This window comes from Actinoplanes cyaneus (genome assembly GCF_016862095.1).
In the GTDB taxonomy this organism is placed as follows: domain Bacteria; phylum Actinomycetota; class Actinomycetes; order Mycobacteriales; family Micromonosporaceae; genus Actinoplanes; species Actinoplanes cyaneus.
Genome location: NZ_BOMH01000039.1, coordinates 21,376 through 34,713, shown reverse-complemented (window position 1 = coordinate 34,713; position 13,338 = coordinate 21,376). Strand labels below are relative to the sequence as shown.

The window sequence follows — 13,338 nt, the reverse complement described above, 5'->3', positions numbered from 1 at the left end:
GGCAACACCGGCACCGCGCCCCGTGCCCGCTCGACAAACCGGGACTCGTTCCGGCGCCGGGCTCGGGTGAGACCGTTGCGCGCCGGGCTCCGGCTGGGTTGCGCGCGCCGCGGCCTGTCATCGTGCGCTGGGTTGCGGCTGGGGCTTCGCGGGCGGCCGCAGCCTGCCAGCGTGTGCTGGGTTGCGGCTGTGGCTTCGCGGGCGGGCCGCAGCCTGTCAGCGTGTGCAGGGTTGCGGCTGGGACCTCGCGGGCGGGCCGCAGCGTGCGCGCGGCTCCGGTCGGGGCTACTGGGTGTTGGGGCCCTGACGGCGGAGCTCGTCGACCTTCGTCATGGCTGAGCGGAGATCGGAGAGCCAGTCCTCGGTGTGCTGGCCGACCAGGCGAACGCACCAGGCCAGGGCGTCCGAGCGGGAGCGGGCCACGCCGGCGTCGACCAGCGTGTCCAGAACCTGGCGCTCCGGCTGCCGCAGGCGGGTCATCACCGGGGCGGCCAGATGGGTGTACAGCTCCGACGTGTGGCCGCACCGCGCACCCCAGGCGACCTTGCGCTGGTAGCGGTGCTCGACCTGGCGGGCGACCCGGATCCGGTCGTCCCGGGTGTTCTCCCGGAACTGGGTGATCCGGCCACCTTGAGCCGCGGCCCGGTCCGCGTCGGTGGCCTCGGCGGCCAGGTCCGGCTCGGGCAGCCGGCCCCAGATGATGATCTCGTCGCGGTCGACGACGACCTCGGGCGGCTCGACGAACCACCCGTCCGGCACCGCACCGGTCACCCAGGCGGCGGCGTCGTCAGCGGGCGGCGGCTCGGTACGTGCCCCGGGCGGGGCGGGACGATAGCGCATGACGACCTCCTACGGTCTTGCAGTGATTACATGCTTACACCGCAATCCGGTAAGCCGCCACCATCCCGTGGTCCTCCAAGCTTGAGCGATCGCTCAACTGTGAGTAGGCTCGGTGACTCACCGGTCGCTCGAACGGGGCCGGCCGCTCCTGACTCCGGGCACGCGAACGACTCCGGGCACGCGAACGCGCGGCTACTCCGCCGGGGATGTGGCGGCCGCGGCGTGCGCGCTCGATCATGGTGGACTCGGATGCCGTACGGGAGGATGGCACTTCGCTTCGAAGGGGGTGAAGCCGCCGTCGCGGAGATCCCGGGCGCACCACAGCACCCCGCCGGAGGGAACAAGGTGAGCGACACCAAACAGCGCCTGCTCGACGGCGCGCTGACCGCTGTGCGCGAGCACGGCGTGACCGGCGCGTCGGCCCGCACCATCGCCGCCGCGGCGGGAGCCAATCAGGCGCTCGTCTTCTATCACTTCGGGTCGGTCGACGAGCTGCTCGGGGCGGCCTGCCGGCAAGCGACGGCGCAACGGGTGGCGTTCTACGCGGATCGGTTCGCCGCCGTCACGTCGCTGCGCGAGCTGCTCCAGGTGGGTCGTGACCTGCACGCCACCGAGCTGGCCCAGGGCAACGTGTCGGTGCTCGCCCAGATGCTCGCCGCGGCGCAGACGAACGAGCGGCTGGCCGAGTCGATCCGGGCGACGCTCCAGCTCTGGACGGACGAGATCGAGGCGGTGCTGCGGCGGGTCCTCGCCGATTCGCCGATCGCCGAGGCGGCCGACATTCCGGGGCTGGCCGGGGCGATCTCGTCGGCGTTCGTGGGGCTGGAGCTCTTCGAGGGGATCGACGCGACGGGCGGCAGGCGTGCGCTGGAGGCGATCGACCAGCTCGCGGTGCTGGTCGAGGTGATGGACGAGCTGGGCCCGCTGGCGACGCGGGTCCTGCGGTCACGCATCAAGAAGGCCGGCAAGAGGTAGACCCGGCCGCCCGCCGGGCCGCAGCGAAATGACCGAAAGGCGAGCACGCGGAACCCCGCGTGCCGGGAACACGCCGGTCAGAGCACGAACGAGTCCGTCCACAACTGCCGCGACCGCCCCGAGAGCGCCTCCATCAACCCCACCGCCTGGCTGTCCGTCAACCCTGCCACGAAGTCGATCACCGCTCGCCCGCGCGCCTGTCCGCGCCGTCCCGGCGTACCCTCCGGAAGCTCTGCCTCGGCCAGCTCCACGAGATCCCGCAGCCGCCGGGGCAGCCGGTCCTCCTCGTCCGGGTCGGTCAGCCAGGCGAGCAGCGCCTCCACCAGCGACGCGAGCAGCCGGCCCTGACCGCGTTGATGCAGGGCCAGGTCGGGCCGTGCCAGCACGAACGTGTTCTGCACGAACTTGAGGACCTGCACCTCGTGCCACTGCGCGACGGCCAGCTGTGCGTGACCGCTCCTGATCGCCGCGTGCTCGGTCAGCTCGACCGAGTCGACGAGCCGCTGGGTCCAGGTCGCCGAGAAGGCCGCGACTCGTGCCTCGGCCTGCACCGACCCGTCGAACGGCTGGGCCAGCAACCCGTCCACGAGTTCGGCCCGGACCAGCTCCACGGCGTCCGCGAACGCGTCGTCGTCGGCGATCCAGCCCTCTTTCCGGTGCAGGCCGCGCCGCAGCGACTCGATCGCGCCACCTGCCCGTTTGAGATCACTCTCGGGGCCCCACCGCTGCCACGCCATCAGCTCGGTGGCCACGGCGCCCTGCTGCAGCACGCCGACCCGGTGCACGTCCTCGAGGTCGTGGATGGCGTACGCGATGTCGTCCGCCGTGTCCATCACCGACGCCTCGACGGTCTGCTGCCAGTCCGCGACCCGGTCGGCGAAGGGGGCGCGCGCCGCCCGTACATCGTTGATCTCGGTCGAATAGGCGCTGAACTTGGCCGAGCCACTCTCCGGGTCGTCCGGAGGGGTCGCGGCGCCGCGCGGTGGCGGGTCCATGAACCGTGGATGCGGCTCCGGATGCCCGTGGCGGGTCCACGGGTACTTCAGGATCGCCGCCCGTACTGCATTGGTCAGGTTCAACCCGATCGTGGCCTGCCCGCGGATCTCGGTGCTGGTCACGATCCGGTACGACTGGGCGTTGCCCTCGAAGCCGTCGCGCAGCCCGAGCCGCTGCCGGGCCAGCCGGTCCAGCACGCGCTCGCCGAGATGCCCGAACGGCGGGTGACCGAGGTCATGGGCGAGCGCCGCGGCCTCCACCACATCCGGGTCGCAGCCGCCGAGTTTGTCGGTCAGATCCGGGTTTGCGGCCTGTAGCCGCTCGGCGATCGCCCGTGCCACCTGCGCGACCTTGAGGCTGTGGGTGAGCCGGTTGTGCACCAGCAGCCCCGCCCCGCCGGGGCTGATCACCTGGGTGACCCCGGCGAGGCGGGCGAAGAAGGGTGAGCTGACGATCCTGTCCCGGTCGACCCGGAAGGGGCTGAGAGCCAGGTCGCCCGGCGCTACCGTGCTGTCGCCGAAGAGCCGCTGAGCACGTGGATCGTTCATGCGCGAAGGCTACCGGGACTGCAGGGCGTCCAGTCCGACGGCCATCGCCACGACCAGGCGGCGGTCCAGGTTCGGCTCGTTGATGGTCACGTTGTAGGTGTCCCGCAGGCCCCACTTGCGCTCCACCGAGAACGCGACGCGGCCGTCGACCTCGAAGTCGAAGTGGTACGGCAGCCAGGACAGGTAGTCGATGAAGCGCCGGCACAGGGCGACGAACAGGTTCCGCTCCTGCCCGACGATCTCCGGCCAGCCGGGCTGCTCGACCACCCAGGTGGAGCGCAGCAGCGAGGCGCCGAACTTCTTGCGGAACAGGCCGAGCGGGTTGCCGGCAGCGTCGAACACGTCATAGGTCGCGCCCAGGTCGATGACCTGACGCGCCTTGAAACCGAGCACCGGGACCTGCTTGGTGTCGTCGGCGTAGAGGGTGACCTGCTCCTTGAACGCCAGCCGCTTCTGCTGGGCGAAGGCGAGGACACCAGCTTCCTGACCGTCCGGGGTGACACCGTGCACCTCGTACTGGTTCACCATCAAACGGATGCGCTGACGCACGATGAGCTGCGTCTGCTGCTGGAGAATATCGATTGTCACGGCGGCAGTGTGTCATACCTGTCACAAGCTGAGGAGCGGCTCAGGGAGGCGGTGGGCGAGTTGGCCCGGATCAGGTCAGACTGGGCGCATGGCGAAGCGTGTTCGTACCCGTACAGTCGTTGCTCTGGCACTCGGCGCCGCGGCGGTCTGGGCCGCTCGCGACCTGCCCGCGCAGATGGGGGCCAAGGCGCGCGGCGCTCGCCGCGCCCGGATGGAGTCGTCCCCGCAGTTCTCCGGCGGTAAGTTCCGCAACACCGTGCCCGCCACCGAAGTGACCGCGGCCTCGATGCCCCGGCTGCTCGTCGCGGCGATGACCGACCGTGACACCCGCCGCCCGCACCAGCCGGTCCCCGTGGTCACACCGGCCCCGGCGCCCGCCGACGGTCTGCACGTGACCTGGTTCGGGCACTCCACGGCGATGGTCGAGATCGAGGGCCGCCGGGTGCTGCTCGACCCGGTCTGGAGCGAGCGCTGCTCCCCGTCCCGGCTGACCGGTCCGCGCCGGCTGCACCAGCCGCCGGCGCCGCTGCGCGAGCTGCCCCCGCTCGACGCGATCCTGATCTCCCACGATCACTACGACCACCTCGACATGGAGTCGATCCAGAACCTGGTGGACCTGCAGGCCGCCCCGTTCCTGGTCCCGCTCGGCGTCGGCGCGCACCTGGAGCGCTGGGGCGTCCCGGAGACTCGCATCATCGAGCTGGACTGGAACGAGTCGCACCGGATCGGCACCCTCGAGCTGATCGCGACCCCGGCCCGCCACTTCTCCGGCCGCGGCTTCAACCGCGACGAGACCCTCTGGTCGAGCTGGGTGATCAAGGGCCCGACCCGCCGTGCCTTCTACTCCGGCGACACCGGTTACTTCCCCGGCTTCGCGGAGATCGGCGCCGAGCACGGCCCGTTCGACGTCACGCTGGTGCAGGTCGGTGCCTACGGCGACGCCTGGCCCGACATCCACATGGTCCCGGAGGACGGCGTCTCGGTCCACGTCGACGTCCGCGGCGGCCTGATGATCCCGGTCCACTGGGCCACATTCAACCTCGCGCTGCACGACTGGTCCGAGCCCGCGGATCGCACCTGGAGCGAGGCCAAGGCGCGCGGCGTCAAGCTCGCGATCCCGCGCCCCGGCGAACGCGTCGACGTCGACAACCCGCCCCCGGTCGACGGCTGGTGGCAGCAGATCGCCTGAGGACTTTCGGTCGGCCAGCGTCGGCAGATCACTTGAGGACCCACCTTTTCGGTCGGTCGGTGGCTGGTGGCAGCAGATTGCCTGAGGACCCAACCCGAAGATCAGATTCTTCATTGCCTGCCTTTGCTGTGGTCCAGATCGTCGCTCCCGCGGGGACCCTTCCGGGCCGAGCAGGGCGCTGGCGCGCCCAGAACGCTCAGCCCGCAAGGGCGATCTCCGTGGCTGGGCGCGGTCAAGGCAGCAACCCCGCCCACGCCTGCAGCCGGCCGGAGAAGTCCCGCCCGTCGAAGTCCGCGACGAAGCCGGTGCGCACGCCCGTAGCGCGCCCCCTCTCCGGGCTGGTTCTCATGGGCGTTATTCGTGCCTCATAACGCCCATGAGAACCAGCCGGGACCGCGACCCGCGCTGCCGCCCGGTGTTGCCGCGCGGCTCGCGTCCTGAACGCGCGCCAGCGGTCGACGGTTCGTTCTTGACGCGGGGCTTGCGTACTGGGTGAGCGGGGCGCGGGGCGGGTCAGCGGGTGAGGCCGACGGCGGCGGCGGTGAGGCCGAGCAGCAGGACGATCGCGCCGACGGCTAATCGGGCCGTGTGGGACCAGGCGGTGCGCCGATCGGCGCGCAGTGACCGTTTCGCGTTGCGCGCGTCCCGCCAGGCCGCCTGGGTGCGACCGATCCGGTAGGCGATGACCGGGACCACGCCGGCCGCGAGCAGAGTGCCGATGAGTGTCATGGGAGTTCCCCCTGGACGACGGATGGTGAACCGCCAGTCTGGGCTCAGCGGCGTGCCGCAATCCAGAGGATTCTCGGGCGAATACGGGCAATAACCCAGCAGTCGACGACGAACCGCACTGTCAGTTATCGGTCAGTGGCCGCTGGTACGCAGAGCGAGACCGCAGCCGGCACGACGGACGCGCTGAAGTGCTTCGTCTTGGTCCGGGCACCGCCGTCCAGCTCGTACTCCAGCTTCGACTCGAGCGTGACGTCGACCTTCCGGGCGCGCGTGGTGCGCACGAACGGCGAGCTGTCGGACCGTTTCACCGCCATCGTCCCGAGCGCCCGCGCCCACTGCAGCGCACCCTGCGCGGTTGCCACGCCGACGTCGAGCCAGCCGTCGTCGGGCGACGCGTCGTCGAAGGCGCGGATCCCGCCGGTGATCGTCCCGACGTTGCCGATCAGCACGCAACTGGCCGCGTCGTCGAACCACGTGGTGCCGTCCACCTTGATCTTCGTGCGGGGCGCGTCGCCGCCGACGTGGCGGATGCCGGTCCAGACGTACGCGAGTTTGCCCAGCCGGTCCTTGAGCGCGCCGTCCGCGTCCTTGATCATCGCGCCGTCGAAGCCGACACCGGCCATCACCGCGAAGTGCTCACCGTTGAGCCGGCCCAGGTCGAAGCGGCGGCGCTCGCCCTGGAACGCGATCTCGACGGCTTTCTCCAGGTCGGTGGGGATCCCGAGGTTGCCGGCGAACAGGTTCCCGGTGCCGGCCGGCATGATCGCCACGGGCACGTCCGAGCCGGCGACCACGTCGAGGGTCCGCTGCACCATGCCGTCGCCGCCCCAGACGACCAGCAGGTCCGGCTTTTCGCGGAGTGCCTTGCGGACCCGTTTCGGCGCTTTGCGGCTCTTCGGGACCTCGTACCAGAGAAGGTCCTTGATGTCGTGATCGGTGAGGCGCCGGCGCAGCTCGTCCAGGCCACCACCCAGCGTCTTGTTCTTGTGGGCAACGACGGCGATCTTGCGGGGGGTTCGCATATCGCCGCCGTTTACCCGAACCGGCGCTCTTCCATTCACCGGCGTCCGGCCGGTGCCCGGCTCAGAATCGCGTCACCGGCGTCCGAGCCGAGCCCGGCTCAGAATCGCGCGAACGAGCGGACCGGCATCCGCGGCCCGTACTTCGGGGCCATCAGGCCGCCCATGGCGAGCAGGTCGCAGACCCGGCCGCGGTGCCCACGGAACGGCTCGAGCAGCTCCAGCATCCGCTCGTCGGTGCCGCGCGGCTCGCCGGCCAGCGCGAACGCCACCGTGTTCGGGATGTGGAAGTCGCCGACGCTCACCGCGTCGGGGTCGCCGAAGACGGTCCGCACCACCTCGGCCGCGGTCCACGGGCCGATCCCCGGCAGGGCCGTCATCCGGGTGGTGGCCTCGGCGGCGTCGGCGCAGCGCTCGAGACGGTCGGCGACGCGGGCGGCGCGCAGCAGGGCCTCGGTGCGGCGTTGCTCAACGCCGAGCGGGTGGAACACCCAGTACGCACTGGCGGCGATCGCGGCCGGGTCGGGCGGCAGCACCAGCTCCACCGGGCCGGGCGCGGGCTCGCCGAAGTGCCGGCAGATCGCCCGGTACGACCGGTGCGCCTCCTTGCCCGTCACCTTCTGCTCCAGGATCGCCCGCAGCAGGCGCGGGAACACCCGCAGGGTGGCCGGGATCCGTACGCCGGAGAAGGTCTTCGCCAATCGAGTGACGACCGGGTGCCGCCGGGCCAGCTCGGGGAAGTCGCTCACGTCGTCGCGGAGGCCGGCGATCGCGTCGGCGTGCTCGACGGCCCACTCCGCACCCGGGCCGAAGCCGGTGGAGAGCAGCTGACGGTCGAGGCGGAGTGTCGCAGGGCCCGCGGGAGTGCGCATGGCGAGCCAGAAAGCGCCGTCCACGATCGTGCCGCAGGGGTCGTGCTTGGGCACCAGGAGCGGGCGCACCGAGGGACCGAACTGATATCGCTCCGGCGGTGTCAGCCGGCGCGTCACCTCGGAAGTCACCGCTGAACTGTGCCACGCGAGGGGTGCGAAGCAAAAGAACAAGCCGATGGCCCTGTCCCCGGTGCTGGGGGTCAGGGCCATCGGACGGTGATCGAACATCCGAGAAAGGCTCGATCACCCGGTTGCGGAGCGGTGCCCCGGGTGGAGGCCGGGCAGCCGTGGTTCCGTCCGGCAGGGGGAAGGACGGTCGGTGGACCCGAAGGGGGGTCCCTGGGAAGGGTTCGGGCCCACCGGACGGCTGTGCTCCGCAAGCTGTTTTCTTGTGTCTCCCGCGGTGAGCGGGGTCAGCGCACCTGGACCCGGACCACGTCGAACGCCGGGGTCTGGTTGGCGCGCTCCATCATCGGGATGCGGTGCGAGCCGTCACCGGCCCACGAGGCGCACTGCGCGGTGCCGGACTGCGGCAGCCCCGGCACCTGGATGGTGACCGAGTCGGGAGTGCGGCCGCCCTTGCTGTCCTCGGTCGCCACGAAGAACGCCGGCACCGGTTCCGGCGCGGGAGCCTCGTTGTTGTTGGCGAGCATCCGGCAGGCGGTGTGGAAGTGACCGCGGACCAGGCCGTTCTGCAGAACGCTGGACTCCACGTAGTACCCGCCCTGGCCGGCCGCGAGGAAGCGGTCGCGGATCAGGTTCCGGGTGCTGACCTGCAGCGTGAACGCCTGGTTCCGGTTGACCTGGCGCGGCGACTGGGTGATCAGCAGCGACGGGTTGTTCGCGGCCGAGCCGACCTCACCGAACTCGGTGCTGACGCAGCGGTCGCCCTTCTGGAAACCGTCGTGCGCCGGCAGGTTGCTGGTGGCGCAGCTGTTGGTCAGGATGCCGAGGCCGGCGCCGGGCGGGGCGGTGCTGGGAGCGGCCGTCGCGCCGCCACCGTTGTTGTTCCCGCCACCGTTGTTGCCGCCGTTGTTGTTCCCGCCGTTGTTGCCGCCACCGCCGTTGTTGTTCCCGCCGTTGCCGGCCGGCGCGCTGGCCGGAGCACCGCTGGCGCCGGCGGCCGGCGCGCTGCTGGCAGCCCCGCCGTTGTTGTTCCCGCCACCGTTGTTGTTGTTGCCCTTGCCGCCGCGGCCCTTGTTGGTGTTGTTGCCGACGTTCTGCATCACCCAGTCACGGCACCGAGCGCGCACCTGCTCGGTGGTCGCCACGTCTCCCGCGCCGTCGTCCGGGTGCTGGGTGACCTGGCCGTTGTTCGTGGTGTACGTGCCACGGCGGGTGTTCGTCGACAGCTTGTTGTCGCCGCCGGCCTTGAGGTTGTTGCAGGCCGCCAGCGCCGTCTTCTGTCCGTCGTTGGTGCTGGCGCTGGAGATCTGCGTAACCGTCACGATGCCGCCGAACGCCGCGAGCGTGGCCGCCACGGCGATGATACGGCGACGCCCGCTGAACCACTTAGAGTCGTTAGCGCGCCGGTACTTGGACCTTCGCATGGGTGACACCTTTCTTCGTCGCCGTCGGGGCGATATCTCTCGGGGCTACCGCGAACGGAAGATGCGCATCGTGGTGATCACGCCGATCACCAGCGCGGCAGCAAGGACGAGCAGAATTACGGTGTTGCTGAGACCAGGCACTCCGCCGCCGTTGCTGGCGGCCTGGATCATCTGGTTGTCGATCGGGACCGGGCCCTTCTGGGCGGGGTTGGCCGGTGCGGCCACCGTCGGCAGCGCGCCGTAATCGACGACGCCACTGCTCTCCAGAAGGGTGATGTGCGTCAACACGAACTGGTTGGCCTCCTGGGCCAGCTTGCGCACCGAGTCGTTGCGGGTGCCGGCCCGGATGGTGGCGATCGCCGGGAAGATCTTGCCGTGGGCGGCGCGGAGCCGGTCGACGAAGATCTGGTCGAACTGCGTCCCCGAAGCGTTCTCCATCTCCTTCAGCCAGCCCTGCTGATCACCGTTGGGCTGGTTGGGCAGATCGATGTTGAGCTTCTTGGCCGCTTCCCGGTCCAGGGCGTCCAGCGACACGTGCTGCGCCGCGATCGCCTTGCCGATCTTGACGACGTTCGGGTCGTTCGACTTCTCCTGGGCCATGTTGCCGGCCGGGATCTCCCAGAGACCGGCCAGCCGGACCTTGATCACGAAGTCGATGTCAGCGGCGCTGACCGAGCCCTTCCCCGTGTCGGTCAACCCGGTGTTCGGGGGGACCGGCACCGGGTTGTCGGCGGCCAGCGCCGGCGCGGCCGGCGTGAGAAGGAACGCCAGCGTCACCGCCGTGGCGCCGATCAACCAGGACTTCATCTTCACACCCACCACCATCAGTAGCTGTAGTCGCTGCCGGTGTCACCGGCGCTGCCGGAGGCGTCCGCGGGCGGCGCGACCGGCTTGGAGATCTTCGGAAGACAGGTGAGGTTCTTCGTGCCGGTCGGCGTGATCACGAACCACTTGCCGTTGACGTTCTGGCCCTTCCACTCACCGGGCTTCTTGTCACCGACGTACGTGTAGAGCGGCCAGCCCTTGAGGGTGAGCTGCTTCGTCCCGTCCGACCGGGTGACCGTGCCGACGAGCTTGGAGTCGACGCCCTTGAGGGTCGGCTTGCCGTCGTTGGTCAGCAGAGGCGGCCAGACCTTCGCGCAGTCGCCGTCGCAGGTGGACTTCGACGGGTTGTCGCCGTCGGCGTCGAACCGGTAGGTCACGAAGCCCTTCGCGTTCTCCACGACCTTGCCCATCTTCGCCACCGAGGTGCCGGTGAGCGACGTGGTCACCTTGTTGTCGGCGACCTTGCCGGTGTCGCCGGGGGCCGGCTCGGCGGTTGATGCGGGGTCTGCCGCGTTCGGGTCGACGGCGCCGTCGGTCGCCGAGGCGCCCGGGGTGGCCGCGACGTCGGCGGCGGCGGGTTCGGCCGCGTTCCCGTAGTCGGCCGCGTTGTATCCGGCCGGGGCGCATCCGGGCAGGGCGACCATTGCCGCCAGTGCCGCGCCGGCGACCATCAACTTGCGCTTCTCCGGTAGCACTGGGTCCTCCAGCTGATCGATACCTCTTGCCGTTTCCGCGCAGTAGTACGGGACCCGTGCGGTAGCGGTTGAACATTCGGCTCGATCAAATTGGGGAATTTTTGTTTGAACCCTCCACAGGGTCACGCACGTATAGGAATGGCCCGGACAGCGGAAAAGGGCCCAGCCGGAGTCGGCTGGGCCCTATTCGTGTTCGGACGATTACGGAATGCTTACCAGCGTCTCCGAGTTCCCGTTCGCCGAGAGCTCCTGGACCTGGACGTGGGCGATGTCGTCGCGCGGCGTGCCGGTGACGGCCTGCAGCAGCAGCGGCGCCGGGTTGACCGCGGTGCCCCAGCCCTTCTCGCCGATCGTCCAGCTGGCGACCCGCTCCGACGTGCCGTCGGTGTGGACCAGGGTCAGCGCGCATGTCTTCGGGCCCTTGAGGTTCGAGACCGCGAAGGAGATCTGGGTGCCCCAGTCCTTCTTCTCCAGGCCGACCGCGGCGCTGACGTTCGTGCGGCTGTCGGTGCCGCTGTAGTTCTCACCGGGCAGGGCGGTGCCACCGATGCCGACGCCGTTGCTGTCCGGCAGCGGGTCGAGCTGGTCGCTGCCGCGCTGGGCGGTGGTGGCCGGACTGGTGGCCGGCGCGTCGGTGCCGAGCCACTTGCCGCCGGCGAAGAGCGCGCCGATGGAGAGCATCGCGAAGATGACCACGGCGGCGGCGAGCGAGTAGAGCCGGCGGCTGTTGGCCCGGCTCCGGTCGGTGCGCACCTCGGTGAGCATCTTGGTGAGAAGGAGCCCGTCCTTCTCGGCCTTCTCCGCGGCGAGCAGCGCCTCCGCGTCGACGTCCGCCAGAGCGTCCGCCACCTGGACGAAGGACTCCAGTTCGAAGGCGCACTGTGGGCAGTCGATCAGGTGGTCCTCGAACCGGGCCGCGTCACGGTCGTCGAGCACGCCAAGGGCGTACGACGCGACGTCGTAGTGCTGATCCTGGGTCATTCCGTCACCCCCCGCTGCTGCAGAGCGGTACGCAGCGCACGCAGAGCGTAATACACGCGGGACTTCGCCGTGCCCAGCGGAAGGTTGAGCGACTCGGCCGCCTCGGGCACGGTCCGGCCCCGGAAGTACGTCTCGATCAGGATCTCCCGGTGGGAATGGCTCAACTGGCGGAGCGCATCCGACACCGTCATCGACTGCAGGACGCGGTCCGTCTCGTCCGAGGTGGTCGGGAAGCTCTCCAGCTCGCGATCGTACGTCTCCGCGGGGCGCGCGTTGGCGCTGCGGTGCTCGTCGATGGCGATCCGGCGGGCCACGGTGACCAGCCACGGGCGCAGCGACTGCTGGCCCTGCGCGCCGAGCCGGTGCGCGTTGCGCCAGGCTCGCAGCAGCGTCTCCTGCACGATGTCCTCGGCGCGCTGCCGGTCACCGCCGGTCAGCCGCAGCACGAACATCAGCAACGGGCCCGCGTGCTCTTCGTAGAGCAGCTTGACAAGGGTGTCTTCGTGGCTGGCGCCGGTGTCCGGCTGTGCTCCGTGCCGAGCCGACTGCTGACGGGGAATCACCGAACCGTCATCCTGCGCACCACGCCCTTTGTCGACCGCTTGCCACCTGCTTCCGGAGTGTCGCGCCATCACACGCACCCTCTCCGGCGTGAGCCGCTTCTCGGCCACCGCATGCATCGATTCCTCCGCCCGGACCTTTCCCCGTCGCCTGTGTTACGGCTGGGGGGCCCGGCCGGGATCAAAGCCGGCGCGAGAATTTCCGGGACACTCGGTCTCAAGGGTCCTCCGCTGTGGTGACGATCGTGGCGGCGTGCCGGGTCGCGGATCATGGGGGGATTGATCTACGCCGATTCGGACGCCAGGTAAGGCGGAATGATACTCAGTGACATCGGGCCCGAGACATGGCTCTGAGAATAATTTCCCCGGACGCGGGAGAGCGTGATCTCGCTGCGTGAACGGATGATTCCGTTGCGTGTTCACCGGTGAGTAATGTGTGGTGAAAGGCGGGGTCGCCGAACCGTTCGGAGGATGCCCCGATATCTCTTGGACCCTTTCGGGCGACACCCGGTCGGGAGCGCTCCCAATTCTTGATCTTGCTGCTGGGACGCTTTCCGGATTTGTAAGCGATTGTTTACCAGATGCCGCTGGGCGCCGGTCGCCCGGGTCCACGGGCAGTGATCGGCCCGATCCGGGACAACGATCCAAAATTCTTGGCCAATTTCTGTTAGCCGACCGATCTGTTCCGATATGCGGGCACCCATCCCGGGAACTGAGACGGCTCCGCTGTCCGCCGCCGGCTCCGCTGCGCTTCCGGCCGCTGATTCGCGCGTACGTCGTGAGCCCGCCACCGCCCAGCCCCGCGCGACCTCCGGCCCGCTCCACCCCTCAGCCGCGCCGCCGGGTCTTCGGCTGGTCCTCATGGTCGTTATCGGCGCTCGATAACGACCATGAGGACCAGCCGGGAAGCCCCCGCACTACGGCGGCCCGCGCGGTGCGCGTGGTGTGTCGGCCGGGCGCGGTGCCGGTGG

Annotated in this window: 13 protein-coding genes; 2 read left to right on the top strand and 11 right to left on the bottom strand. The window is 70.0% G+C overall.

Annotation, left to right across the window (positions count from 1 at the left end):
* Positions 1 to 285: 285 nt before the first annotated feature.
* The gene (gene abmR / locus Acy02nite_RS25915) at positions 286 to 840 is read right to left on the bottom strand and encodes an ATP-binding transcription factor AbmR (protein ID WP_203744991.1); all 555 of its coding nucleotides are present in this window, start codon (positions 838 to 840) and stop codon (positions 286 to 288) included.
* A 345-nt stretch (positions 841 to 1,185) separates the two neighbouring features.
* On the opposite strand from abmR, the gene Acy02nite_RS25910 reads away from it, so the two are divergent.
* Positions 1,186 to 1,815 (top strand): TetR family transcriptional regulator, encoded by a 630-nt coding sequence (locus Acy02nite_RS25910; protein WP_203744989.1) that lies wholly within the window; start codon positions 1,186 to 1,188, stop codon positions 1,813 to 1,815.
* Between the two features lie 77 nt (positions 1,816 to 1,892).
* On the opposite strand, the gene Acy02nite_RS25905 is transcribed toward Acy02nite_RS25910, so the two are convergent.
* Together Acy02nite_RS25905 and Acy02nite_RS25900 are read right to left on the bottom strand one after the other, a co-directional pair.
* Complete coding sequence (locus tag Acy02nite_RS25905; protein WP_203744987.1) at positions 1,893 to 3,359, bottom strand: deoxyguanosinetriphosphate triphosphohydrolase family protein; 1,467 nt, start codon at positions 3,357 to 3,359, stop codon at positions 1,893 to 1,895.
* 9 nt (positions 3,360 to 3,368) lie between these two features.
* Positions 3,369 to 3,887, bottom strand: a complete 519-nt coding sequence (locus Acy02nite_RS25900) for an LURP-one-related family protein (RefSeq protein ID WP_203745262.1) — start codon at positions 3,885 to 3,887, stop codon at positions 3,369 to 3,371.
* A gap of 148 nt (positions 3,888 to 4,035) precedes the next feature.
* On the opposite strand from Acy02nite_RS25900, the gene Acy02nite_RS25895 reads away from it, so the two are divergent.
* Positions 4,036 to 5,136 (top strand): MBL fold metallo-hydrolase, encoded by a 1,101-nt coding sequence (locus Acy02nite_RS25895; protein ID WP_203744985.1) that lies wholly within the window; start codon positions 4,036 to 4,038, stop codon positions 5,134 to 5,136.
* A gap of 513 nt (positions 5,137 to 5,649) precedes the next feature.
* Here the strand turns inward: Acy02nite_RS25895 and Acy02nite_RS25890 are convergent.
* From Acy02nite_RS25890 to Acy02nite_RS25855, 8 genes are all read right to left on the bottom strand, one after another.
* Positions 5,650 to 5,865, bottom strand: coding sequence for a hypothetical protein (locus Acy02nite_RS25890; RefSeq protein WP_203744983.1), 216 nt, complete (start codon positions 5,863 to 5,865; stop codon positions 5,650 to 5,652).
* Positions 5,866 to 5,990: 125 nt separating this feature from the next.
* Positions 5,991 to 6,887, bottom strand: a complete 897-nt coding sequence (locus Acy02nite_RS25885; RefSeq protein WP_203744981.1) for a diacylglycerol/lipid kinase family protein — start codon at positions 6,885 to 6,887, stop codon at positions 5,991 to 5,993.
* 98 nt (positions 6,888 to 6,985) lie between these two features.
* The gene (locus tag Acy02nite_RS25880; protein ID WP_203744979.1) at positions 6,986 to 7,885 is read right to left on the bottom strand and encodes a DNA-3-methyladenine glycosylase family protein; all 900 of its coding nucleotides are present in this window, start codon (positions 7,883 to 7,885) and stop codon (positions 6,986 to 6,988) included.
* A gap of 284 nt (positions 7,886 to 8,169) precedes the next feature.
* Entirely contained in the window at positions 8,170 to 9,306 is a 1,137-nt protein-coding gene (locus Acy02nite_RS25875) for a Pecanex-like protein 1 (RefSeq protein ID WP_203744977.1), read from the bottom strand.
* A 45-nt stretch (positions 9,307 to 9,351) separates the two neighbouring features.
* Positions 9,352 to 10,113 carry a DUF4142 domain-containing protein gene (locus tag Acy02nite_RS25870; protein ID WP_203744975.1) on the bottom strand — a complete coding sequence of 254 codons (762 nt, stop codon included), beginning with the start codon at positions 10,111 to 10,113 and terminating at the stop codon, positions 9,352 to 9,354.
* Positions 10,114 to 10,130: 17 nt separating this feature from the next.
* A complete protein-coding gene (locus Acy02nite_RS25865) occupies positions 10,131 to 10,826 on the bottom strand; it encodes a COG4315 family predicted lipoprotein (RefSeq protein WP_239175212.1) in 696 nt (231 codons plus the stop codon).
* 201 nt (positions 10,827 to 11,027) lie between these two features.
* Entirely contained in the window at positions 11,028 to 11,807 is a 780-nt protein-coding gene (locus Acy02nite_RS25860) for a zf-HC2 domain-containing protein (protein ID WP_203744973.1), read from the bottom strand.
* Entirely contained in the window at positions 11,804 to 12,487 is a 684-nt protein-coding gene (locus Acy02nite_RS25855; protein WP_203744971.1) for a sigma-70 family RNA polymerase sigma factor, read from the bottom strand. The genes Acy02nite_RS25860 and Acy02nite_RS25855 overlap by 4 nt, the downstream gene beginning before the upstream one ends.
* Positions 12,488 to 13,338 lie beyond the last annotated feature (851 nt).

Coding starts and splice junctions, on each gene's coding strand:
- abmR (WP_203744991.1), bottom strand. CDS start 840: ATGCGCTATCGTCCCGCCCCGCCCGGGGCACGTACCGAGCCGCCGCCC.
- Acy02nite_RS25905 (WP_203744987.1), bottom strand. CDS start 3,359: ATGAACGATCCACGTGCTCAGCGGCTCTTCGGCGACAGCACGGTAGCG.
- Acy02nite_RS25900 (WP_203745262.1), bottom strand. CDS start 3,887: ATGGTGAACCAGTACGAGGTGCACGGTGTCACCCCGGACGGTCAGGAA.
- Acy02nite_RS25895 (WP_203744985.1), top strand. CDS start 4,036: ATGGCGAAGCGTGTTCGTACCCGTACAGTCGTTGCTCTGGCACTCGGC.
- Acy02nite_RS25890 (WP_203744983.1), bottom strand. CDS start 5,865: ATGACACTCATCGGCACTCTGCTCGCGGCCGGCGTGGTCCCGGTCATC.
- Acy02nite_RS25885 (WP_203744981.1), bottom strand. CDS start 6,887: ATGCGAACCCCCCGCAAGATCGCCGTCGTTGCCCACAAGAACAAGACG.
- Acy02nite_RS25875 (WP_203744977.1), bottom strand. CDS start 9,306: ATGCGAAGGTCCAAGTACCGGCGCGCTAACGACTCTAAGTGGTTCAGC.
- Acy02nite_RS25870 (WP_203744975.1), bottom strand. CDS start 10,113: ATGAAGTCCTGGTTGATCGGCGCCACGGCGGTGACGCTGGCGTTCCTT.
- Acy02nite_RS25860 (WP_203744973.1), bottom strand. CDS start 11,807: ATGACCCAGGATCAGCACTACGACGTCGCGTCGTACGCCCTTGGCGTG.
- Acy02nite_RS25855 (WP_203744971.1), bottom strand. CDS start 12,487: ATGCATGCGGTGGCCGAGAAGCGGCTCACGCCGGAGAGGGTGCGTGTG.